A 21,522-nucleotide genomic window follows, 5' to 3' on the forward strand; every position below is an offset into this window, starting at 1 on the left:
AGAGCGCAACATGAACAACCGAGTCGACCAGATGATCGAGGATTGCACTAACGAAGAGAGCGACCTCATTCGTTACCTGGACATCGTGACCGCAAGCCGCTGGGTCATCGCAAGCATCTTCGCCATTGTCGTGTTGCTGGGGACCGCCTATGCATTTCTGGCGAAGCCGACCTATCAGGCGGACATTGTCATTCAGGTGGAAGAAGACAATCCGACAAGCGCGAGCTCTCTGCTCGGCGACGTGTCTTCCCTGTTCGACGTGAAGACGCAAGCCGAAGGCGAGTTGAAGATTTTGCAATCACGGATGGTGGTCGATCAGACAGTGCAGAACCTGCATCTCTATATCGACGCGCGGCCGCGCTATTTTCCGCTGATTGGCTGGCGTATTGCCGATAGCGCGAAATCGCTGTCGAATCCCGGGCTTTTCGGTTGGGGCGGTTTCTGTTGGGGTGTTGAATCGATCGACGTGTATGAATTCGACGTACCGAAAGAACTCGAGGGAGAACGCTTCAGGCTTGAACTCCTTGAGAATCAACGCTTTCGCCTGACCCAGCCGGATCTCGACGCGCCGATTGAAGGCGTGATCGGCAAACCGGTAGACATCGATCAAAGCGTTGGACACGTTCACTTGCTGGTAGCCGGTGTGCGCGCGAAGCCAGGTGCCAGATTCGATCTGACGCGCGAGTCGAAGCTCAAGACGCTGACCGACCTGCAAAAGGATCTCAACATCCAGCAGGATGGCAAGCAGAGCGACATCATCACCGGCACGCTTCGCGGTAAAGATCCGAGGCAGATTGCCACGATCCTGAGTCAGGTCGGCGGAGCGTATGTTGCACAGAACGCAAAGCGCAAGGCAGCTGAAGCGGAGAAGTCGTCGCAATTCCTCGAAGGCTTGCTGCCGAAGCTCAAACACGATCTGGAGGCGGCGGAAAACCGCTACAACGCGATGCGCAACCAGCGCGGCACGTTCGATGTGACGCTTGAAGCTCAAGCCTTGCTCCAGGAAAGCGTCGCGACGCGAAGCAGCCAGATCGGCCTGCAGCAGAAACGCGACGATCTTGCGACGCGCTACGCGTCGGACCATCCCGCAATGGTCGCGCTCGATCAGCAGATCGATGCGATGAAGGCAAGGCTCGGCGACGTGAATAGCAGAATGAGGCGGCTCCCGAACGTCGAGCAAAATGTGGTGTCGCTGATGCGCGACGTGCAAGTGGACCAGGACATCTACGTGAGCGCGCTGAACAACCTTCAGCAGCTGAAGCTGGTCGCGGCGGGCAAGGTGGGCAACGTTCGTCTCGTGGACGACGCGCGTATCGCGGAAGAACCGATATGGCCACAGAAGCCGCTTGTGATCGGTCTTGCTGCCATCGTCGGTCTCACGCTCGGAATCGGTGTCGCATTCGCCAGGGAAATGCTGTATGGCGGCGTGTCGGACGCGCAAGACATCGAACGCTACACTGGCCTCAACGTATACGGCACGATTCCGCTTTCGCAGGCGCAGAAATCGCTGCACGCGTGCATGCGATCGGGGGAACCGGGCAAGTACCTGCTCGCGCAATCGAATCCAACCGACCCGCCGGTCGAGAGCCTGCGCAGCTTGCGTACCGCACTCAGCTTCGCGATGCTGGATGCACCGAACAATCGGCTGCTGTTGACTGGCCCGGCGCCGGGAATCGGAAAGTCGTTCATTTGCGCCAATCTCGCAGCCGTGCTTTGCGGTGGCGACAAGCGAGTGCTGCTCGTCGATGCAGACATGCGACGCGGTCACCTGCATCAGTATTTCGGCTGCGCACGCGGCATGGGGTTGTCGGATGTGCTCGTGGCTGATACGCCCCTTGAGGCCGCAATTCAGCACGACGTGTCAACCGGGCTCGATCTGATGACGACGGGCACCATTCCACCCAATGCGTCGGATCTTTTGTTCAGCCAGAAGATGAGCCGCGTGATGGAATCGCTCGGCGAGCGCTACGACATGGTGGTTATCGATACGCCCCCGGTGCTGGCGGTTTCCGATGCGTCGGCGATGGCTAACGTTGCCGGTACGGTGTTGCTCGTCGCGCGCTTTCAGGAAACGACGATTGGCGAACTCACTGAAACCGCGCGGCAACTGCAACGCGCGAACGCGCCACTCAAAGGGGTGATCTTCAATGGCGTAAGTACGCGGGCATTCGGTTGTCGGTCGAAGTATGGTGCGTACCGTTACGTCGACTACCGTTATGTGAACCAGAATGCGGCGACGAAATGAGCACTGCACAAGCGACATGGCGTCGGCCTCGGCGGTCACGGGAAAAGCGGCCGTTTCTCTTGCTGCTGTTGGGAGGGCTAGCTGCGGCGGGCCTCTTTGCTGCACTCTATCTTGGGGCCGTCAGTACGTTGACGGTCATTTTGCTGCTACTGACGGTCGTAAGCATCTGGTGCATCAAGGCCGATAGCGAGTTGCTGCGGCTTTGGCAACTGTTTGCGCTCGCATATTTCTGTGTTTTGCCCGTCGGTCAACTCATCGTGCGCGATGAGATCTATCTGACGCTTTTGCCCGAACAGGACGCCGCAACGATCGCCTGGTTCACGCTGAACATCGTCGGTATCTGGATCATGAACGTGACCTTCACCGCGATGCGTAGTAAGCGCGCGTCACATGCTGCCGTGCCACACGTGCCGCGAGCCGTCATCGTAAGCCGCTGGGTCTATGTCTTCGCACTGGTGGCGCTCGCGGCGCTAGCGTTCATTTACCTGAGGCTCGGTGGCTATCGACAGATCGTGCAGCTTTATGCGAACCGTCTCGAAACGTCGGTCACGCAAAACGATCCGCTGGAAGGGCTCGGTGTCGTGCAGGCGCTTGCCAATACCGCTCCGCTCTGGGTTTTTGCGTGTGTGGTGCTCAGGCCGTGGCGCAGTCGCGTGATGACATTCGCGGCGTTTTTTCAACTGGTCGTGCTTGGGTGGCTGTCATCTGGCGTATTCGGCAACCGGCAGGGGATTGTGTTCGTCGTGCTGTTCGCCTGCTGCGTCCATCACACGCTCGTCGCACACATCAGCCGGCGCGCAGCGAAGCTCGCCGGCGTTTGCATCGCCCTCGGTGGCATCGCAATGCTCCCTCTGAAGTTCGGCATCGACTATTCAGAGATCGGCAGTCTGTCGAAGAATTTCGCAGATCAGCGAATGCTGCACCTGTCGATGGGACCGCTCAGCTTCTTCCTGTTCCGCGATCTGTCGCGCTTTGACGTACAGGTCCAGGCGATCGACTCCGTGTCAAAGTCAGATTATCCACTCGCCATGGGTCGCAGCTTTGCGGGCGCGGTGGCCGCAATCGTTCCGAAGGCGGTCTGGCGAGACAAGCCGGAAACCTTTGCTCTCGAAAAGAGCCGCATTGTTCGCGAGACCGAGACTAACCGGTCCGATGAGACGACGCTACTGTTTGGAATGCCCGGCGAATTCCTTGTCAATTTTGGTATTCCCGGCTATCTGTTTTCTTTCATTGTTGCGGCGTGGCTGATCGCCCGGATCGACCATGCGGCCCTCGGCGCGAACTGGCGATGGTTGCCGGCAAAGATGGTGTCGTACCCGCTACCTTTCCTGTTTTTCCTGTTCGATTCGAACGTTCTGGCTTACTACGCGATGCGTTGGATCGTGCTCTTCGCTTTGCCTATGGCGCTTTTGCTGAGAAGAAAAAGAAACCGGCATGAGAATAGTCCACGTAGTTGAAGCATGGACCGGCGGCATTGCCAGCTATGTCACCGCGTTGATGATCGAACAACGCAATGACGGACATGACGTGGCGCTCATATGCGATTCGCGCAATATGGACGTCGCGAAGCTGGACGTCGATGGCATTGACGTCGTGTCGTATCGGTCGAGCCGCAATCCGCTCAGATTGATTGTGATCGCACGCGCTGTGCGTAGGCTGATAAAAACGCTGCGCGCGGACGTGATTCATTGCCATAGCTCGTATCCAGGCATCTACGTTCGCCTTAGCCGCTTCGAAGCCGAGAAGGTGCTGTATACGCCGCATGCCTGGTCTTTCATGAAGAAGGACATCTCGCGTATGACTGCGCTCGCATTTGCGCTGGTCGAGAAATGGCTTGCGCGTCGTTGCGCATTAGTTCTCTGTATGTCGTTTGATGAGGTTCGCGCGGCGCGCAGGCATGGTATCGCGCCTGAGAAAATCGAACTGGTCTATACGGGTATTCCGACGGACGCCTCGACCGAGCGGATTGATGACGAAACGGAGATCGCGGCACTGGCGCGACATATCCGCGTCGGCTATTTCGGCCGGCTCGATTATCAGAAGGGCTTCGATATCCTCGTTGAATCGTTGCCGCTGCTCAACGACCATCTGCAGGTACATGTGTTTGGCACCGCAGTGCGCGGCGACGTAGCGATGCCGGGCAGAGCATCGCACATCACGTATCACGGTTGGGTCGGCCCCGAAGAGGCGGGGCGCGCCATGCGCAGGATGGACGCGATTGTGGTTCCGTCGCGCTGGGAGGGATTGGCACTTGTTCCGATCGAAGCGATGCGAGCGGGCAAGGTGCTTGTCGTATCCAGCGAGAGCTCCCTGCCTGAACAGGTTATTCATGGCTACAACGGTCTGATATTGCGGCAGCTCACGGGAGAGTGTCTCGCAGAGCAACTCAACTCGCTGTCCATCGACGAATGCCGCCGCATGGGTGCGAATGCGCGTCACGTATTTGATCAGGCGTTCAATGCGCAGAAATTCTTCAGGTCCTTAATGAACTGTTATGAAAAAGCCCGACGTCTATCTGCTGCACGCCTATAGTGCACGCAACAGCGGCGATGGGCTGCTGGTCAAGCTGAGTTTGCGTGCCATTCGCGACGCGGGCTTCACGCAGCTCATCACCGTCGTGTGTCTGGACCCTGCCTCTTTCGTCGGCTATCTCGACGATCCGTGCGTCAGGTTGATTTCGCTTTGGCAGTTTGTTGTCGGCACTCTCACTCATGCATCGCGCCGTCGGGGGGCAGTGTTTTTTGGCGTCGGCGGTGGATATCTACGCGCGGGCACCTGGAAGGAAGGCTGTAAAACGTTAGTTGCGCACGGCTTGCAGATCGTCTGCTCATCGCTATGGCGGCCCTGCGCGCGAATCTATCTGCCGCAAAGCGTTGGACCGTTTCGTATGACGCCGGGCCGCGTGCTCAAATGGCTTGTGCGTCGTCATGTCGATACGATCTTCCTCCGTGACGACAAGAGCATGGGAGAACTGCGTCATCGGCACGCCGTGCGGATGGGCGACCTGGTTGTGCTGGAAATCAGCAAGCACCCGCACGCGTCGCGCCGCGCGCCTAGCGATTCCTCGATGTCCGACGCGCGGCGCAAAGTGCATTTCGTATTTCGCGACCTGAGCGATAAGTCGTATTCGGATGCCTACATCGCGAAGCTGCGCCGTCTGATCGAGTTGTCGCCGGATGCGAGCTTCGCGCTGCAAAGTGCAGGTCGCGGCAACAGCGACGACGTGTTCTATCAGCGTGTATTTGGTGTGAAATCGGCACCTGCGCTGCGCGATGTGATGCGATCTGACGATGCTGTCGTCGTCTCCGTGCGGCTGCACGGCAGCCTCGAAAGCGTGTTGTGCAGGGTGCCAAGCATACACATCGCCTATGAGCGCAAAGGGCTGGCAGCGTATCGAGATCTCGGGTTGTCTGAATACGCGTTCCATGCGGAGAGTTTCGATCCGGATGTGGTTGCTGCTGCGATCGAAAAGCTCAGGAGTGACACGGCACCTTCTGGCGAGCGCTGGCCACGGCTCCGGTGGATCGCTATACGGAACTGTTGAAGTTGATAAGAGATGTAACCAGTCCGTCGATCGCGCTGCTGATGGACGGCAATTTCCAGAAGGTCGGTGACAAGATATATAGCCCACACATGGGATATCGCAAATTCGCGGCTCGCTTTGCGGAAAGTTTTCCAGTCTTAAGCATCGCAGCCCGGTCGTTTCCCGTGCCAATCGCGCTTGGCGAACTCGTTACCGATGACAACGCGCGATTCATCGACCTTGGCAATCCGCGCGGCGTAAAGGCGTGGATCAGACATCTGCCGCGGCTCATATGGCGTATCTGGCGGGTGGTTCGCGATGCAGATGTTCTGCTGCTGCGTTTCCCCGGCAACCTTTCACTTCTGGCGATGCTGCTATGCCGTGCCACCGGCAAGCCGTTCTCCGCCGAGATCGTTGCGAATCCGGCGAATTATTTCAGCGATGTGGCCTCGCGTCATCCGCTACGGCACGTCGCTCGGCGCATACATTGCTGGGCTACGGGTCACGCGGCGAAGCACGGTCGAACCGTGCGCTATGTGACGGCCCGCGTGTTGCAGGAGGCCTATCCGCCAGGCCCCTCTGCGCGCTCGTTCGGCTTCAGCGACGTCTATCTGCCTGACGTACTGTTCGACTGCAATGACCTGGGCGTCGACGTTAATGATGCTAACGTGCTCCGTATCGTCAACGTCGGAATGATGCACAACGAAAGCAAGGGGCACGGGATATTGCTGCACGCGGTGGCTGCGTTGCGAACACGCGCGCTGAACATCGAACTCACCTTTATCGGCGACGGCCTGCTGCGCCCCGAACTTGAACGACTAGCTGCCCGACTTGGTCTTGGAGATAGCGTGCGATTTCGCGGCACATTAGACGGGGAGGACGTGCTTCGCGAGGTGAGGCGGCATACGCTGTTCGTGTTGCCGTCGCTTCAGGAGGGGATGCCGCGTGCACTGCTTGAAGCGATGGCAGTGGGGGGTCCCGTCATCGCGACCTGCGTGGGCGGCGTCGCGGAGGTGCTCGAACCCGCGAGCCTCGTGCCGCCGGCCGATATCGATGCATTAGTCGAGAAGATCGCGAGCATCGCCGCGGACGAACAATGGCGCGTTCAGCAGAAGCAACGACAGCGCGAAGCGGTGCGCCACTTCCGCTATTCGGAGCTTCAGGCGCAGTACCGCTGCTACTGCGAGGCGTTGAAAGCATATGGCTGACATGAAGCGGGATGTCGCCTACGTGATGCTGGCTTCTGCATTGCCGGCTCTCGGCAATTTCGTTGCAGTCGCGCTTGCGCTGCACAATATGGACATTGAGTGGCTAGGCAAGTCGTATGCACTGGTCGCATTCTTCTTTGTTGCAATTGATCTATTCAATTTCGGTTCCCCTCGCATTTATACCATCGAGAAAGTTCGTTCCCGTGTCTCGACGCTGATCTTTCTCGATTGTCTGAGTGCGCTCGGTTCGACGGTGGTGTTCGCGATAGTTGGCACGCTGCTCGCCAATTGCGGCCTTATTGCGCGCACGCAAATCGGTGCGCAGATGGTGCTCGCGCCGATTTGTTATGGGCTGTCGCATTACTCGCTCGGAGTGTTAAGGTTCTATGGACGAAGCAGTACAATCTGCGCGATTTCGACAGTGTCCGCGCTCAGTCGCGTGTTGGTCGTTGCGGTATTGATCGCAAGGCGCTCACTCGATCCGTACTTGCCCGATCTGCTGCTGTCTGTCGAGGCCATGTATGGCGCCATGCTTCTCATTGCCTATCTATGTTCGCTGCGTCGCGGACCACCACGCGGCTCTGATTTCTTCCGCCCGGAAGCTGAGCAATTCAACTTCCGTACCTTCGACTATAAAGCGTTCATCGTTCAGAACCGAAAGGAGATTCTTGGTAGCTGGTATGCAAATGTCATTTTTTCCGGCGCTAAGCACATTGATATCGTGATCGTCACGTTCATCCTCGGCCCGGCAGCCGGATCGCTGTATCGCGGCGTGAAGAGTATTCACAATCTCGCGTTCAATTGCGGGCAAGGGGTAGCGCTCGTTCTGAGTGGCAATCTCAAACGGATCATGGCTCTTCTCTTGTATTTGCCCAAGCGTCACATAATGGTGGCCGGTGCGGCGGTTCTTATTGTTCTGGTCTCCTTGGAAAGTTGGCTTGCATGCCGCGTTCGCTTGTTCCCAATGGCGTTGCTTGGCTCCGATACAGTGCAGCTTGGCTTTATGTTCGCCGTGTTCGTGGGCTCGATACTGATCTTCGCGTGTCGTGTGCTGTCGCTTGTAATGTTCTCCGCAGACCGCGAATCGTTCATCAGAATTTCGACGCTTGAAGTCGGCGCTTCGCTGCTGTTCGTTTCGGTGTTCTCGTATGGCTTCGGGCTGATCGGCGCGCTTACGGGCATCGTGATCGCAGATGTGCTCGTGCTGACACTATCGTTGATGATTGGCCGACGCGCAGCGCGGCGCTCTTTGACGCCGTTCCAGACAGCCGACACCCCGACGATCGGTTAATGGCCTGAAAGCCCGCGGAAATGAAACGCAGAACACTCCTTCTGGGAAGCTTGAGTGCGCCGCCGGCGTGGATGGCTAAGCGTGTGTTCGCCGCGCATGTAACTGGCAGGCAGGTATTTGCACACTACATGGTCGCGTGGCCGCGCGGCGGCGCGAATGCAGGTATCGACGATTACATTGCAGAGTTTCGCGACGCACAGCATCATGGCATAGACGGGTTCGCGCTGAACTGCGGCGGCTGGTGCCGCAGCGAGCCGTCCTATCGCGCTCGCGTGCTGACGATGTATCGCGCTGCTGCACAATTCGGCAATGGATTCAAACTGTTCGTGTCCGCGGATGGAAAGGCGCAGGACGAACTCGACGACATCGTGCATACCACGGGGCGGCTTCCGGCGCAATTGACGGTCGCCGGAAAACCAGTGGTCTCATCATATTTGTTGGGAGGCAAGGACCTCGCTCGTTGCGAAGCGCTGATCGCGCAAGCGAAATTGCTGGGCGCGTACTTCGTGCCGCATTTCGCACCTTCAACCGGCGAAGAGGAAATTACTGACGCGGTGGCAAAAGAGGTTACGGATCGCTGCCACGCCGCGCAAGGGTATTTTTATTTCGGCGCAGCCGGTGCGCCGGATTCGCTGGCGCGTTCCGTTGAACACCTTGCCCCTGCGTTGAAATCGGCCGGCAAGCTGTTCATGGCGCCTATCACGCCTTACTACCGTGGCCTCGCGAGCGGCACGAACTATCGTGCGTTCGAAACCAACGGTTTCTTAGGCATGGCGACGGAATGGCTCGCCGCAATTCACGCAAATGTCGATTGGGTGCAGATCGTCACGTGGAACGACTGGGCCGAATCGACATACGTTGCGCCGATCGGCAGCAAGACGCGCGCGCAGGTCTATCATCCGCGTTTCGGTGCCTTGTTGACCCACTGTGCGTATCTTGAAGCAAGCCGCTATTTCATCGATTGGTTCAAGCGCGGCGCTGCACCAGCAATTGATCAGGACAAGTTCTACTACTTTTATCGGCTGCATCCGATGGATGCGAAAACAACGACGGGCATCGGCATATTGTCGGGCGTTGCGGCCGCGCCGCGATCAAGTACGCCTCTAACCGCTCAAATACATGTGACGACGTTTCTGACGGAACCCGCGATTCTTACAATCATACAAGGCAGCGCGCAAACGATGCACGCTTTGCCTGCGGGTGTCAGTGAAGTCGCCGTGCCTTCTATTCCCGGCGTGCCGCGCTTCACGTTGATTCGTAACGGAGTAACGATCGCCGACAAAAAGGGCGAGGAACGTATCTGCACAATGGACTTCAGCGGTGCGTTCAACTATTTCAGCGGATCATCGGGTCTGGACTAGGAGCAACGCGACGGGCGTCGACGCCGCGTGCACATCGATGCTCGCGATGTGCCATCGAAACCGATACTAATAGGCGCCATGACCCATGAATCCCTTGGCGATAGTCAACGCGATAATCTTCATATCCCACCAGAACGTCCAATGTTGGATGTAGTAGAGGTCAAATTTGACTCTTGCTTCCATCTTTTTGATCTCCGCTGTCTCGCCACGATATCCGTTGATTTGCGCCCAGCCAGTGACTCCCGGTTTGGTCCGGTAGCGGAACATATAGTGCTGCACAAGTTTCTTGTAGTACTCGTCGTGTTCAACCGCATGAGGGCGTGGTCCAACGACCGACATTTCACCTTTTAGCACATTCAAGAATTGTGGCAGTTCGTCCAGGCTCGTATTTCGCAAGAAGCGTCCGACTTTCGTGACCCGTGCATCCCCCTTGCACGCCTGAACGACAGAACCCGGCTGATCGGCTCCTTGAAACATCGAGCGAAATTTATAGATTGAAAAGGGATGGCCATTCATCCCCATACGGTACTGTCTAAATAAAACCGGCCCCGGTGAAGACAATTTCACCGCAACCGCAACTACGAGAAGAACAGGAGAAAGTCCGATCAGAACGCACAACGCGAACACGCGATCGAATATCTCCTTCTGCAAAACATCCCATGCGCGTTCGGGCGTAGCCATGACATTCAGGACTGGAACGCCACGGTAGTCGCCGATCAACGGACCCGTGGATGCGCTTCCATCCGACATGGGAAACATGCGGATATTGACGAATGAATCATGAAATTCTTCCAGCAGGCGTTCGACAAAAGTTGGGTCGAGTGATGAATTGACGATCCAGATTTCCCTAAGCTTTCGTGTCTGCATGAACTGCTTGAATGCCCGCATTTCACGAAGAACCGGTATGTGATCTATGGTTGTGTCACCCGAAAGGGAAGGCGCGAAAATCACCTCTGGAACGAATACATTTTGTGTGTGCTGGACAATTCGTGCGAGCAGATCTCCGTTTGCACTGGACGGCGCCACGATTGCGACACGAGTCGGTGTGAATTGCCGCGCACGAAGCAGCGAAGGCAATGCGCGGACCATGCATCGCCCGGCAATCAGCGCACATGCTCCAATTACAGTCCACCACAGCAGCCATTGCGTCTGAAATTCGCCACTTGGATAAAACCGTAATAGCGCAGCCAGAATCACTTGGGCGAATAGCCAGGCGAGCGGCGCGCGCATCACGCTGCTGAACGCAGAATCGCAGCGAAATGGTTGATAAACCCTAGTCAGGCGAAACGTGATGAATGGTAGCAATAGACCAAGCGATCTAATCAGGCCGTCGATATTTGAAAACTTAGAACTATCGTGAAAGACGATGCTTTGAGAAATATAAGCGGCCCCAGTGATACAGAGACAGTCGATGGCTTTTGAAATAGGTGTCAGCATCACTTGTATCCGTCGATGACATTCAGAATATGCAGATTTTTCCCGATATAAAGGCTCAGATCCTTGCGCAAGCAGAGCGCAGCCGGATCCGATATTCCGTCGGTGAGATATGCCAAACCTGACGGAACAATCTCGCAAGGCATTCCCCGCTTGTCAGTCCGCATCGCCGCGCAATCTTGTCGACGGGCAAATCACTTGATTCCAGCATCGCGGCTGCCAACTCGACGCGCGAACGACGGAGATGCTCAGAAGGTTTAACGCCCATTTCCGCGCGAAAGTGTCGCAAGTATGAGCGGTCGCTCATGCCAGCCGTTTGTGCGGCAACCGTAACGGAAATCGATTTATTGCAATTGCGCGTGATCCACTGCGCGCTTTCATGAATCTTTTGTTTGATCGATTTGTCGTTATTGCTTGCGATTAACTCAAACTCCGGTCGATCCTTATCGGGCAGCGAATCGAGAACACGACGCAGAATGGCAATGCCGAAGTCCCGGCGGATTATTTCGAGTGCTTGACGGATTCCGAAGCGGAGCATGTGTTCCGGCGGGATAGCCAGTCCGTTGGAAACCACACCGCGCAAGTTGCTAGCTGTCGATTGTTCTGCCGAAAATGAGCGACTTGAGGCTCCCATCGCGGACAGCAACGCGCCGCCGTTACCAATTGCGAAGATCTCGTCTGCTTCAACTGTCGCGTCGTGGAGCCATCCATAGGATTGCGTATCCTGAGCGACGTCGAGGACCGATTCACCGCCCGCGATGAAGAGTGCTCGCGCTTTACCCAAAAGTTTGACCGGTTGTGTCAAAACGTCGATGTGCCCCGTGCTTGATATACAACCGCCGCGGTGGGAAACAAAGGCAGTGCGATAGCTAGGCGCGTCGCGGCGTGCGGCCGCGAGAACTTGATTCGTTTTATCGAAGACGTCAACGACTTCCGCAACAGGCAATATTGAGAACCCGTCGAATACAAGGATTCCAATAGGGTGTACGCGGCGACTAAAACCGGGATCGGTCACAGCATAACGTGAAGTGTATGAATCAGGACAATGAGTCATCTTCATCAATGCATTCCCTGCTTTGTGACGGTGCCGTGGCGCATGGTGGAGAGGGGTGAAGCGAGGTTCGACGAGCGGTTCAACGAGCACCGCATAGAGGCGCAAAGAATACAAAGACGATTCGACACCTCAAATCAGACAATTCCGATTCACCTGGCGACTATCTCTGAGAAGAAATGTTTTAACGAACTGGGTCGCGTCTTTTTAGAAATAGTCTGAAAGACGCACTCAATCGCACGAATTGACGCACCGTTCGTGGGCATTTCACAACGAATCTCACACCTGTGAGTGCTTCAACTGGACTGCACGGATTGGCTCGGGCAGCATCTTGTCCGCTGCATGCGATTTGGGTCATAAACGCATGCATGTAAAGCGTCAGAAAGCTTTCTATATATTTAGTATGGCGAAATGACAAAAACCTCAAACAACAAACGGAGATCATTCAATGAAAAAGCAGGTCATCGCACTGGTTGCCGCCGCTGCATTCACCGCTCCCGTCTTTGCACAAAGCAGCGTCACGTTATATGGCGTGATCGACGAGGGCATCGACTATACGAACAACGTCGGCGGTAACAGCGTAGTCGAGCTGCAAAGCGGCTACGCGCAAGGCAGCCGTTGGGGCATGAAAGGCGCGGAAGACCTGGGTGGCGGCAACAAGGCTATCTTCCAGCTGGAAAACGGTTTTGACCTGAATAGCGGTCGACTCGGCCAAGGCGGCCGCATGTTTGGCCGTCAGGCGTACGTCGGTCTGTCGAACGACAGGTTCGGTACCGTCACGTTCGGCCGTCAATACGATTCCGTCGTCGATTACCTGGCGCAAACGACGTCGAATGGCAACTGGTCCGGCTATCTGTTCTCGCATCCGTTCGACAACGACAACACGGACAACTCGTTCCGCGTCAACAACACGATCAAGTACGCGAGCCCCGACATCGCGGGCTTCCAGTTTGGCGGCACGTACAGCTTCAGCAACGATACGAACTTCGCCAACGACCGTCAGTACAGCGTCGGCGCGCAATACACGACGGGCGGTCTGCTGATCGCCGCCGCGTATCTGCAGGCGAACAACGCGGGCGCGACGACGGGCGGCGCGATCGCGACCAACGACGCGAGCTTCCTCGCGGAACGCATGCGCGTGTTCGGCGCGGGCATCAACTACACGTTCGGCTCGGCGACGGTCGGCTTCGCGTACACGAACTCTAACTACAAGAACCCGACAGGCAACGGCTATCTGGCCGACCCGGCTGCGATCATCGCGCCGGGCGCGACGCTGAACACGCTGAAGTTCCAGAACTTCGAACTGAACGCGAAGTATCAGATCACGCCGGCGTTCTTCGTTGGCGGCGAATACGTATACACGATGGAGAACTATGACGCCTCGACGGGCGGTGTGAAGCCGAAGGTCCACTCGGTCGGCCTGATGGCGGACTACAACGTTTCGAAGCGCACGGACTTCTACGTGCAGGGCATGTACCAGAAGGTCGCGGGCGACAAGACGAACTCCATCATGGACAACGCATTCATCCTGGGCACGCAGGCTCCGTCGTCGACATCGAACCAGTTTGCGGTCCGCGCAGCGATCCGCCACAAGTTCTAAACGTCATGTAGCAAGCGACATTCGTGTCGTGAGATTTCCACGCATTGCCCGCCGCGCTTCATTCGAAGGGCGGCGGGTTTTTTCATGGTGTCGGGATTGCGAGCGCGCAAACTCACTCCCGGAACAGATGCAAGGCCGCATACTGCAGCAGCATGATGGTCTTGCCGTCCATGATTTTGCCTTGCGCAACCATCGCTAGCGCATCGTCGAGGGGCAATTCGAGCACTTCGATGTCTTCGCCCTCGTCGACGACTCCTCCGCCTCGGCCCACGCGCGCAAGCGCATCGTATTCGGCGACAAAGAAAAAGACCCGCTCCGTCACCGAGCCAGGACTCATGAACGCCTCGAAGATCTTGCGCACCAATTGCACGCGATAGCCCGTTTCCTCTTCGACCTCGGCGCGAATCCGTTCTTCCGGCGACGCTTCCTCGAGCAACCCGCCAGGCGTCTCGATCAACATTCCGTCATGGCCGTTGACGAACGCGGGGAAGCGGAACTGGCGCGTGAGCACGACGGTTCTGCGCCGCGGATCGTAGAGAAGAAGCGTCGCGCCGTTGCCGCGGTCGTAGGTCTCCCGGTTCTGCCGCTGCCAGCTGCCGTCGGCGCGCCGATAGTCGAAGGTGGTCTTCTTCAGCACGTACCAGTCGTCGGACAGCACTTGCACGTTGACGATACGCACGCGTTCAGCGGTCTCGTTCATGCGCACTCCTTGTCTCGAAGGCCCGGATCGCGGGTGGCGATTCCCAGGGACGCGGCACGATGCACCGCGCGGTCGAATCATGGTATCGTGCAGATTCGTGCAAAATCAAGAAAAATCGTGCATATCCGCAGACCCCAGGACGAACTGCCCATCAGGCAAACCGGATGCTGACCTCTCAACGCAAGAAATTGATCCTCGATGCGCTTAAGCGCGACGGCCAGGTGCTGGCAAAGCCGCTGAGCGAATCGTTCGGCGTATCGGAAGACACGGTGCGGCGCGATCTGCGCGAGCTTGCGGCCGAAGGCAGGTTGCAGCGCGTCCACGGCGGTGCGTTGCCGTCGTCACCGGCCGTTGCGGACCTCGCGAAGCGCCGGTCGATCGGCTCGGAAGCGAAGGCGGCGATCGGACGGGCCGCCGCGCAGATGATCGCGCCTGGACAGATTGCAATCGTCGACGGCGGCACGACGGCGATCCAGTTGGCTCGCCATCTCCCGATCGATCTGCGCGCGACAATCGTCACGCACAGTCCGAGCATCGCGGTCGAACTGGCGGAACACGAAGCGCTCGAAGTCGTGCTGATTGGCGGGCGGCTCTTCCGTCATTCGATGGTGACGGTGGGCGCGGCTGCCATCGAAGCGCTCAGCCACATTCGCGCCGATCTCTACTTCATGGGCGTGACGGGCGTTCACCCCGAGGCGGGGCTTAGCACGGGCGATCTGGAAGAGGCGTACATCAAGCGCGCGCTTGCTGCGCACGCAGCGGAGACGGTGGTGCTGGCGTCGTCGGAGAAGCTGAATGCGGCGTCCGCCTACAAGATCGCAGACATCGACGCGGCCAGCACGATCGTCGTCGAGAAGGCCACGCCTCGCGAAGCGACCGCGCCCTTCGATGCGCTCGGCGTGACCATCGTACGAGCATGAAGCGATTCGACTTGCGCTAGCGCTTCTCGAGAAACCGCTTCAGCGCGGCGAGATCGCGCTCGACCCATTGCGCGTCGGCGGCGAATCGCGCGTCGCTCATGTCCGCCGTGTGCAGCAGCGTCAAGAGCACTTCGGCGCCGTCGCCGTTTGCGATGACGCGCATCGGCACGTAAATCTCGTCACCGTTTTCGGTCGTCACATAGTGATCGAGCACGCCATACGGATTGCGCGGCGTGAAGCGCACGGCGACCGGGTGGCCGTCCGCGCTTTCGAAGCTCCACTGCGCGCCTTCGCCGCGCAACGGCTTGCTGAGCCCCGATGCCCACTGCGCGAACGACAGCGGGTGCTCCATGAATGCGTAGACTTCGCGCCACTCGCGCGCGATCGACACGCTGATCGTTTTCGATTCGACAGGGCCTGTCATGGGTTCGTCTCCATAGAGGGCAACGGCGGGGGCAACGCCGCGCGTCTCAAGTTTCGCGCGCGTCATGCCGATATGAGATTGAGCGGTTGCCTACATGCCTGGATGCCCGCGCGTCGGGCGTCGCAGCGCGGGGCAAACAAAAAACCCGCCGTTAAACATTTCATTTGTATCAGAGTGTTCGGGCCGCCCGTTTTTCGAGCGCACGCACTCTACAATGCGGATTCATTTTAGACGGTTAATCTGGCCCTTTTGACGGAAGATCGCGTCACATTTGACGCGGCTCCGGCAGGGCATCGGCTGTTCCGGCACAGCGCCGGAAGGTTGCAGCCGCAACAAGGCGGCATGCTGCGCCACCGTTCGCAAGTGTCCGTCGACACGTGTTGGACAGGCAGAAGCGCGCATCCGGTCTTTAACGAACAATGCGGAGAGCAGATGTCGATGAGTGGACTCGACAAGACGTGGGCCAGTTTCGCGAGTCTTGCACTCGCCGTGATGCTGGGTGCCTGCGCGCACGTCGGCGAGCAGAATGCGAACAACAATGACACCGCGAGCAACCGGACAGCCGCAAATTCAACACCCGCGCAACCTGCGACGCAGATGGTCGCGCAGCCCGTGCCGCCCGTCATGTACAAGGTGCGGCGCGGCGATTCGCTTGCCCGCATTGCGCGCGGCCACAACGTGACGGTCGCGCAGATCGTCGCGTGGAATCATCTGAAGCCGCATGCGCGCTTGCGCGCCGGTCAGTCGCTGAAGGTGTCGTCGCCGGATGCCGTCAAGATGGTCGCGGTGCCGGTGACATCTTCTTCGACTTCAAACGGATCGACGCCGAGCGCGAACGCCGGCAATGCATCGGGCGCGACGGTCAGCAGCGCAACCGGCGGCGATTCGAATGGCGGCACTGGCTCGTACAACAACACACCGAGCACGACGGCTCCGGCCGCCGCGCCCGCGCCCAGCGCCGCCGAAGCGCGCGAAGTGAACGCCGAAGTGTCGCGTCATGCGGAGGGCGTTTCGCTGATGTGGCCGGCGCAGGGCAGCGTCGTCGAGGCGTTCCAGCCCGGCGAGACGCGCGGCATCGAAATCGGCGGCAAGCCTGGCGACCCGATCCGCGCCGCAGCGGACGGCAAGGTGATGTACGCGGGCACGGGGCTCAACGAGTACGGCAGCCTCATCATCGTCCAGCACAACAAGGACTTTCTGACGGCCTACGCGCACAATCGCAAATTGCTCGTGAAGACGGGCGACATCGTGCGCAAGGGACAGCAGATCGCCGAGATGGGCAGCGAGAATAATTCGCGCGTCTCCGTGCTGTTCGAGTTGCGCCACGACGGCAAGCCAATCGACCCGATGCCTTTTCTGCCGCATCAACGCAGCTGATCGAGCCGTTTCAACGCATGCACGGAATACCGGCGTGACGAAGGCTCTAACGAACGCGGTTCGCCGCAGCCTTGCCTACGTTTGCGCCCGTTGCTCAGCCGATCCAGCGCATCACGGCGGCGACGATCGCTTCGGGCGCGTCTTCCTGCATCAGATGTCCGGCGTTCGGCACGGCCTGAAAACGCGCGCCGGGCACGAGACTCGCCAGATGCCGCCCGCGCTCGATGGGAATCCATTGATCGTCTTCGCCCCACAGAATCTGCGTGCGGCAGCGCATCTGCGGATAGCGCGATTCGACTTCATCTGTGTAGCGCCGATCCATCTGCGCGATCTGACGATAAAACGCCGGCTGCCCGATGTCCCCGAGCCAAGGCTCGACATAGGGCGCGAGTGTCTCATCGGAAATCGTTTGAGCGACCGCGCCGCGAATATACGCATCGACGATTGCCGCATGAATGTACGCGGGCAGTCCAGCGAACGCCGCCGCGTGATCGCGCACGTGCCTCACGAACGGCGATCCCCAGGGCGCGACGGCAACCGGGTCGATCAGCGTCAGGCTTCGATATTCGCAGCCATCGATCAGATGCGCGCGCAGCGCCGTCGCGCCGCCGAAATCATGCGCGACGACATCGGGCGCATCCAGCTTCCAATGCGCGAGCAGCGCGGCAAGCACGCCGTTCTGCACGCCGAGCGACACGTCCTGGCCTTCGCGCATTTCCGACTGTCCATAGCCGGGCAGATCGTAGACATACACCTTGCGCTCATGCGCGAGATGCGGCGCGATCCGATGCCATACCCACGACGAAAACGGCGTGCCATGAATCAGAACGACCGGCGGGCCGTCGCCGAAAGTCCGATAGCGAACGGCCTGATCTCTGTACGTGAATGTCTGATCGAGCGTCCATTGCTTCATCGGTGTTGAACTCCGTTTCGCGAACCGCGATGGCGATTCATGTCGATGGATGACGATGAATAACGACGGATCAAGGCGCTTCGACCGACTTCAGTATCGGCGCGACCTGTCCGTGCGCATGAAGTATCTCGGGGCTGTTCTGCAAGATCTGCCGATAGCGCGGCAGAAACAGATTGCCCGGCACGTCGTCGGAGAAAAGGCCCACCGTCGACTCCACAGCCGCGATGCGTTCAGCGGAAGTCGCTTCATCGTTGTCGAGAATCTCATCGACATTCGCGATCACCGTCGATAACGGCGTCAGCCAGCGGAAGCCCGATCCGTTGATCAACACCTGCAAAAACGCTGCGGGCGTGACCGGCCCGAACTCCTTTTCATACGACGCGCGCTCGTAATCGAGTATCGCTTTGTGCAGTACGAGCAGCGGCTTGCGAATGTCCGCAAGAAACTGAATGGCGCGTTGGTCGTTCATCGTTCGACTCCAGGGGCGAGAGCTTGCACGGCTATTACACGCGACATCGGACACGCGTGCAATCGGTATCGAGCGATCGCATCGGCGGGCAGGCAGTCTGCACGCACGTTTTTTAACGTGCCACTACAATCGGTTGGCCCCAGTTTTTGATTGCATGCGCAATGGGTCGATGCACGCTGTGTGCATCCGCGCGCATTGCACGATTAGCACGCCATGGCTGACAAAGTGCGAGGATCGATTCCATTTTGTTGGGCGTCGGCGGATAAACAGCACCCACTTACGGAATGCACATGACAACGCTGAACATCAACGGCCAGCCTCATACCATCGACGCGCCGCCCGACATGCCCGTGCTCTGGGTGTTGCGCGACATCATCGGCCTCACGGGAACGAAGTTCGGCTGCGGCATTGCGCAGTGCGGCGCGTGCACCGTGCATCTGGACGGCGTGGCCGTGCGTTCGTGCGTGCTGCCCATCGCGGCTGTCGGCGAGAAGAAGATCACGACGATCGAAGCCGTCGGCGATACGCCTGCGGGCAAGAAAGTCCAGGCGGCATGGCGGCACCTCGACGTCGTGCAATGCGGCTACTGCCAGTCGGGACAGGTGATGCAGGCGGCGTCGCTGCTCGCGCAAAACCCCAGTCCGAGCGACGCCGACATCGACGCCGCCATGGCGGGCAACATCTGCCGCTGCGGCACGTACAACCGCATTCGCGCGGCCGTGAAGCAGGCCGCGAAGGAGGCGTGACATGTCGCAAGGATTGCTCGATGCGCAAAACGGCAAGCCGCGCGACGACGACCATTCGCCCGTCACGCGCCGCGCGTTTCTGAAGTTCAGTGCAAGCGTCGCCGCGATGGCGGGTGGCGGTTTGCTGCTCGGCTTCAGCGTGCCGGCGCAAAGTCAGGGCGGCCAGAAGGATGCGCGCAAGTCGGTGATCGGCGGCGATGGCGTCGAGACGCCGCAAACCGGCGTGCTCGCACCGAACGCCTTCGTGCAGATCGACACGGCGGGCAAGGTCACGCTGATCGTCCCGAAGGTCGAAATGGGACAGGGCGTGTACACGTCGATCCCGATGCTGATTGCGGAAGAGCTCGAAGTGCCGCTCGACAGCGTGACGATCGATCATGCGCCGCCCAATGAAAAGCTCTTCACCGATCCGCTGCTCGGCGGGCAGCTGACGGGCGGCTCGACGTCGATCCGCTATGCGTGGGAACCGATGCGCCGCGCGGGCGCGACGACACGCGTGCTGCTGATCAATGCCGCCGCGCAACAGTGGCAGGTGGACCCGGCGTCGTGTCATGCGGAGAACGGCCAGGTGGTTCACACGGCGAGCAAGCGCAGCATCGGCTATGGGCAACTCGCCGATGCCGCCGCGAAACTGCCCGTGCCGCAGAACGTGACGCTGAAAGACCCGAAGGACTTCAAGCTGATCGGTACGCAGGCAAAGCGTCTCGATTCGCCGGAGAAAGTGGACGGCAGCGCGATGTTCGGTCTCGATGTGCGTCTGCCTGACATGGTGTACGCGGCGATCGTCAATTGCCCGGTGTTCGGCGGGACGGTCGCGAGCGTCGACGAGACGGCCGCGAAGAAGATTCCCGGCGTGCGTCAGATCGTGAAGATCGACAACGGCGTCGCCGTGATCGGCGATCACACGTGGGCCGCGAAACGCGGCGCGGCGGCGTTGAAGATCATATGGAACGAGGGCGCGGGCGCGTCGGTATCGACGCAGACGATCGTCGACGATCTCGCGAAAGCATCGCAGCGCGCTGGCGCCGTCGCGCGTAAAGAGGGCGACGTGAACAACGCGTTCTCGCAGGCGAAGACGCGCGTCGATGCCGTGTATCAGCAGCCGTTTCTCGCGCACGCGACGATGGAGCCGATCAACTGCACGGTCCACGTGAAGCCCGACGGCTGCGACATTTGGGTCGGCACGCAGGTGCCGACGCGAGCGCGCGATGCGGGCGCGAAGGTGACGGGGCTGCCGCCGGAAAAAATCGTCGTGCACAACCATCTGCTTGGCGGCGGCTTCGGACGGCGGCTCGAAGCCGACATGGTCACGCAGGCGGTGAAAGTCGGCAAGCAGCTGAACGTGCCCGTCAAGGTGACGTGGACGCGCGAGGAGGACATCCAGCACGACATGTATCGGCCGTACTACTACGACAGGATTTCGGCCGGGCTCGACGCGAACGGCAAGCCGATTGCGTGGCAGCATCGCATCGTCGGCTCGTCGATTCTCGCGCGCTTTGCGCCGCCCGCCGTGAAGAACGGCGTCGATCCCGATGCCGTCGAAGTGGCCGCCGACCTGCCATACGACCTGCCGAACCAGCTCGTCGATTACGTGCGCCAGGAGCCGCGCGACATTCCTACGGCCTTCTGGCGCGGCGTGGGGCCGACACGCGGCACGTGGGTCGTCGAGAGCTTCATTGACGAACTCGCGGCGCAAGCAAAGGTCGACCCCGTCAAATACCGGCGCGATCTGCTCGGCAAGTCGCCGCGCGCGCTCAACGTGCTGAACGTCGCGACGCAGGCGGCCGGCTATGGCGGCGCGCTGCCGAAGGGCCAGGGGCGCGGCGTATCGGTGATGCATGCGTTCGGCAGCTATCTGTCGATGGTCGCCGATGTGACCGTCGAGCAGGGCGACGTCAGGGTGAATCGCGTCGTGTGTGCCGTCGATTGCGGAATGGTCGTCAATCCGAACACCGTCGAAGCGCAGATCCAGGGCGGCGTGATCTTCGCGATTACGGCGACGCTCTACAGCGAGATCACGATCGATCGCGGCCGCGTGCAGCAGAGCAATTTCACCGACTATCGGATGCTGCGCATCAACGAAACCCCGCCGATCGACGTGCATATCGTGAAGAGCAGCGAAGCGCCGGGCGGCATCGGCGAACCGGGGACGGCCGCGGTCATTCCTGCGATCGCGAATGCGATCTGTGCGGCGACGGGCAAGCGGCTGCGACGGTTGCCCGTCGGCAATCAGTTGATGACTGCATGAACGGAGGCCGGC

Annotated in this window: 18 protein-coding genes; 12 read left to right on the forward strand and 6 right to left on the reverse strand. The window is 59.3% G+C overall.

The annotated features are described in order from the left end of the window. Positions 1-10: 10 nt before the first annotated feature. The 7 genes from AABE10_RS10675 to AABE10_RS10705 all read left to right on the forward strand — a co-directional run bounded on the left by AABE10_RS10675 (position 11) and on the right by AABE10_RS10705 (position 9,628). Complete coding sequence (locus AABE10_RS10675) at positions 11-2,245, forward strand: polysaccharide biosynthesis tyrosine autokinase (RefSeq protein ID WP_342933224.1); 2,235 nt, start codon at positions 11-13, stop codon at positions 2,243-2,245. Beyond that, a complete protein-coding gene (locus tag AABE10_RS10680; RefSeq protein WP_342933225.1) occupies positions 2,242-3,702 on the forward strand; it encodes a hypothetical protein in 1,461 nt (486 codons plus the stop codon). The genes AABE10_RS10675 and AABE10_RS10680 overlap by 4 nt, the downstream gene beginning before the upstream one ends. After that, complete coding sequence (locus tag AABE10_RS10685; protein WP_342933226.1) at positions 3,680-4,777, forward strand: glycosyltransferase; 1,098 nt, start codon at positions 3,680-3,682, stop codon at positions 4,775-4,777. The genes AABE10_RS10680 and AABE10_RS10685 overlap by 23 nt, the downstream gene beginning before the upstream one ends. Beyond that, positions 4,740-5,789 (forward strand): polysaccharide pyruvyl transferase family protein, encoded by a 1,050-nt coding sequence (locus tag AABE10_RS10690; RefSeq protein ID WP_342933227.1) that lies wholly within the window; start codon positions 4,740-4,742, stop codon positions 5,787-5,789. Before AABE10_RS10685 ends, AABE10_RS10690 begins: the two co-directional genes overlap by 38 nt. Next, the gene (locus AABE10_RS10695) at positions 5,765-6,976 is read left to right on the forward strand and encodes a glycosyltransferase (protein ID WP_342933228.1); all 1,212 of its coding nucleotides are present in this window, start codon (positions 5,765-5,767) and stop codon (positions 6,974-6,976) included. The genes AABE10_RS10690 and AABE10_RS10695 overlap by 25 nt, the downstream gene beginning before the upstream one ends. Next, complete coding sequence (locus tag AABE10_RS10700) at positions 6,969-8,267, forward strand: hypothetical protein (RefSeq protein WP_342933229.1); 1,299 nt, start codon at positions 6,969-6,971, stop codon at positions 8,265-8,267. Before AABE10_RS10695 ends, AABE10_RS10700 begins: the two co-directional genes overlap by 8 nt. 71 nt (positions 8,268-8,338) lie before the next feature. Beyond that, positions 8,339-9,628 (forward strand): endo-1,3-alpha-glucanase family glycosylhydrolase, encoded by a 1,290-nt coding sequence (locus tag AABE10_RS10705; RefSeq protein WP_342933230.1) that lies wholly within the window; start codon positions 8,339-8,341, stop codon positions 9,626-9,628. Between the two features lie 66 nt (positions 9,629-9,694). Here the strand turns inward: AABE10_RS10705 and AABE10_RS10710 are convergent, their stop codons facing one another. After that, entirely contained in the window at positions 9,695-11,065 is a 1,371-nt protein-coding gene (locus tag AABE10_RS10710) for an undecaprenyl-phosphate glucose phosphotransferase (protein WP_342933231.1), read from the reverse strand. A gap of 55 nt (positions 11,066-11,120) precedes the next feature. Beyond that, the gene (locus tag AABE10_RS10715) at positions 11,121-12,122 is read right to left on the reverse strand and encodes a helix-turn-helix domain-containing protein (RefSeq protein WP_342933232.1); all 1,002 of its coding nucleotides are present in this window, start codon (positions 12,120-12,122) and stop codon (positions 11,121-11,123) included. 439 nt (positions 12,123-12,561) lie between these two features. On the opposite strand from AABE10_RS10715, the gene AABE10_RS10720 reads away from it, so the two are divergent. After that, on the forward strand, positions 12,562-13,713 hold the full coding sequence (locus tag AABE10_RS10720; protein ID WP_342933233.1) for a porin: 1,152 nt from the start codon (positions 12,562-12,564) through the stop codon (positions 13,711-13,713). 112 nt (positions 13,714-13,825) lie between these two features. On the opposite strand, the gene AABE10_RS10725 is transcribed toward AABE10_RS10720, so the two are convergent. Next, positions 13,826-14,413, reverse strand: a complete 588-nt coding sequence (locus AABE10_RS10725; RefSeq protein WP_342933234.1) for an NUDIX domain-containing protein — start codon at positions 14,411-14,413, stop codon at positions 13,826-13,828. Between the two features lie 164 nt (positions 14,414-14,577). On the opposite strand from AABE10_RS10725, the gene AABE10_RS10730 reads away from it, so the two are divergent. Next, on the forward strand, positions 14,578-15,333 hold the full coding sequence (locus tag AABE10_RS10730; RefSeq protein ID WP_342933235.1) for a DeoR/GlpR family DNA-binding transcription regulator: 756 nt from the start codon (positions 14,578-14,580) through the stop codon (positions 15,331-15,333). 16 nt (positions 15,334-15,349) lie between these two features. Here the strand turns inward: AABE10_RS10730 and AABE10_RS10735 are convergent, their stop codons facing one another. Then, a complete protein-coding gene (locus AABE10_RS10735) occupies positions 15,350-15,757 on the reverse strand; it encodes an SRPBCC family protein (protein ID WP_342933236.1) in 408 nt (135 codons plus the stop codon). Between the two features lie 432 nt (positions 15,758-16,189). Between AABE10_RS10735 and AABE10_RS10740 the strand changes: the two genes are divergently transcribed. Next, on the forward strand, positions 16,190-17,134 hold the full coding sequence (locus AABE10_RS10740; protein WP_342933237.1) for a peptidoglycan DD-metalloendopeptidase family protein: 945 nt from the start codon (positions 16,190-16,192) through the stop codon (positions 17,132-17,134). Between the two features lie 94 nt (positions 17,135-17,228). Here AABE10_RS10740 and AABE10_RS10745 read toward each other — a convergent pair whose 3' ends face one another. Both AABE10_RS10745 and AABE10_RS10750 read right to left on the reverse strand, forming a co-directional pair. Further along, complete coding sequence (locus AABE10_RS10745; protein ID WP_342933238.1) at positions 17,229-18,047, reverse strand: alpha/beta hydrolase; 819 nt, start codon at positions 18,045-18,047, stop codon at positions 17,229-17,231. 70 nt (positions 18,048-18,117) lie between these two features. Then, on the reverse strand, positions 18,118-18,516 hold the full coding sequence (locus AABE10_RS10750) for a hypothetical protein (RefSeq protein WP_342933239.1): 399 nt from the start codon (positions 18,514-18,516) through the stop codon (positions 18,118-18,120). A gap of 290 nt (positions 18,517-18,806) precedes the next feature. Here AABE10_RS10750 and AABE10_RS10755 point away from each other — a divergent pair, with 290 nt between their 5' ends. Together AABE10_RS10755 and AABE10_RS10760 are read left to right on the forward strand one after the other, a co-directional pair. Next, positions 18,807-19,262: a (2Fe-2S)-binding protein gene (locus AABE10_RS10755; RefSeq protein ID WP_342933240.1), complete on the forward strand. Its 456-nt coding sequence runs from the start codon at positions 18,807-18,809 to the stop codon at positions 19,260-19,262. 1 nt (position 19,263) lies between these two features. Continuing rightward, positions 19,264-21,510 carry a xanthine dehydrogenase family protein molybdopterin-binding subunit gene (locus tag AABE10_RS10760; protein WP_342933241.1) on the forward strand — a complete coding sequence of 749 codons (2,247 nt, stop codon included), beginning with the start codon at positions 19,264-19,266 and terminating at the stop codon, positions 21,508-21,510. The last annotated feature ends 12 nt before the right edge of the window (positions 21,511-21,522 follow it).

Origin of the sequence: Paraburkholderia diazotrophica, assembly GCF_038900755.1 — a bacterium.
In the GTDB taxonomy this organism is placed as follows: Bacteria; Pseudomonadota; Gammaproteobacteria; order Burkholderiales; family Burkholderiaceae; genus Paraburkholderia; species Paraburkholderia diazotrophica_A.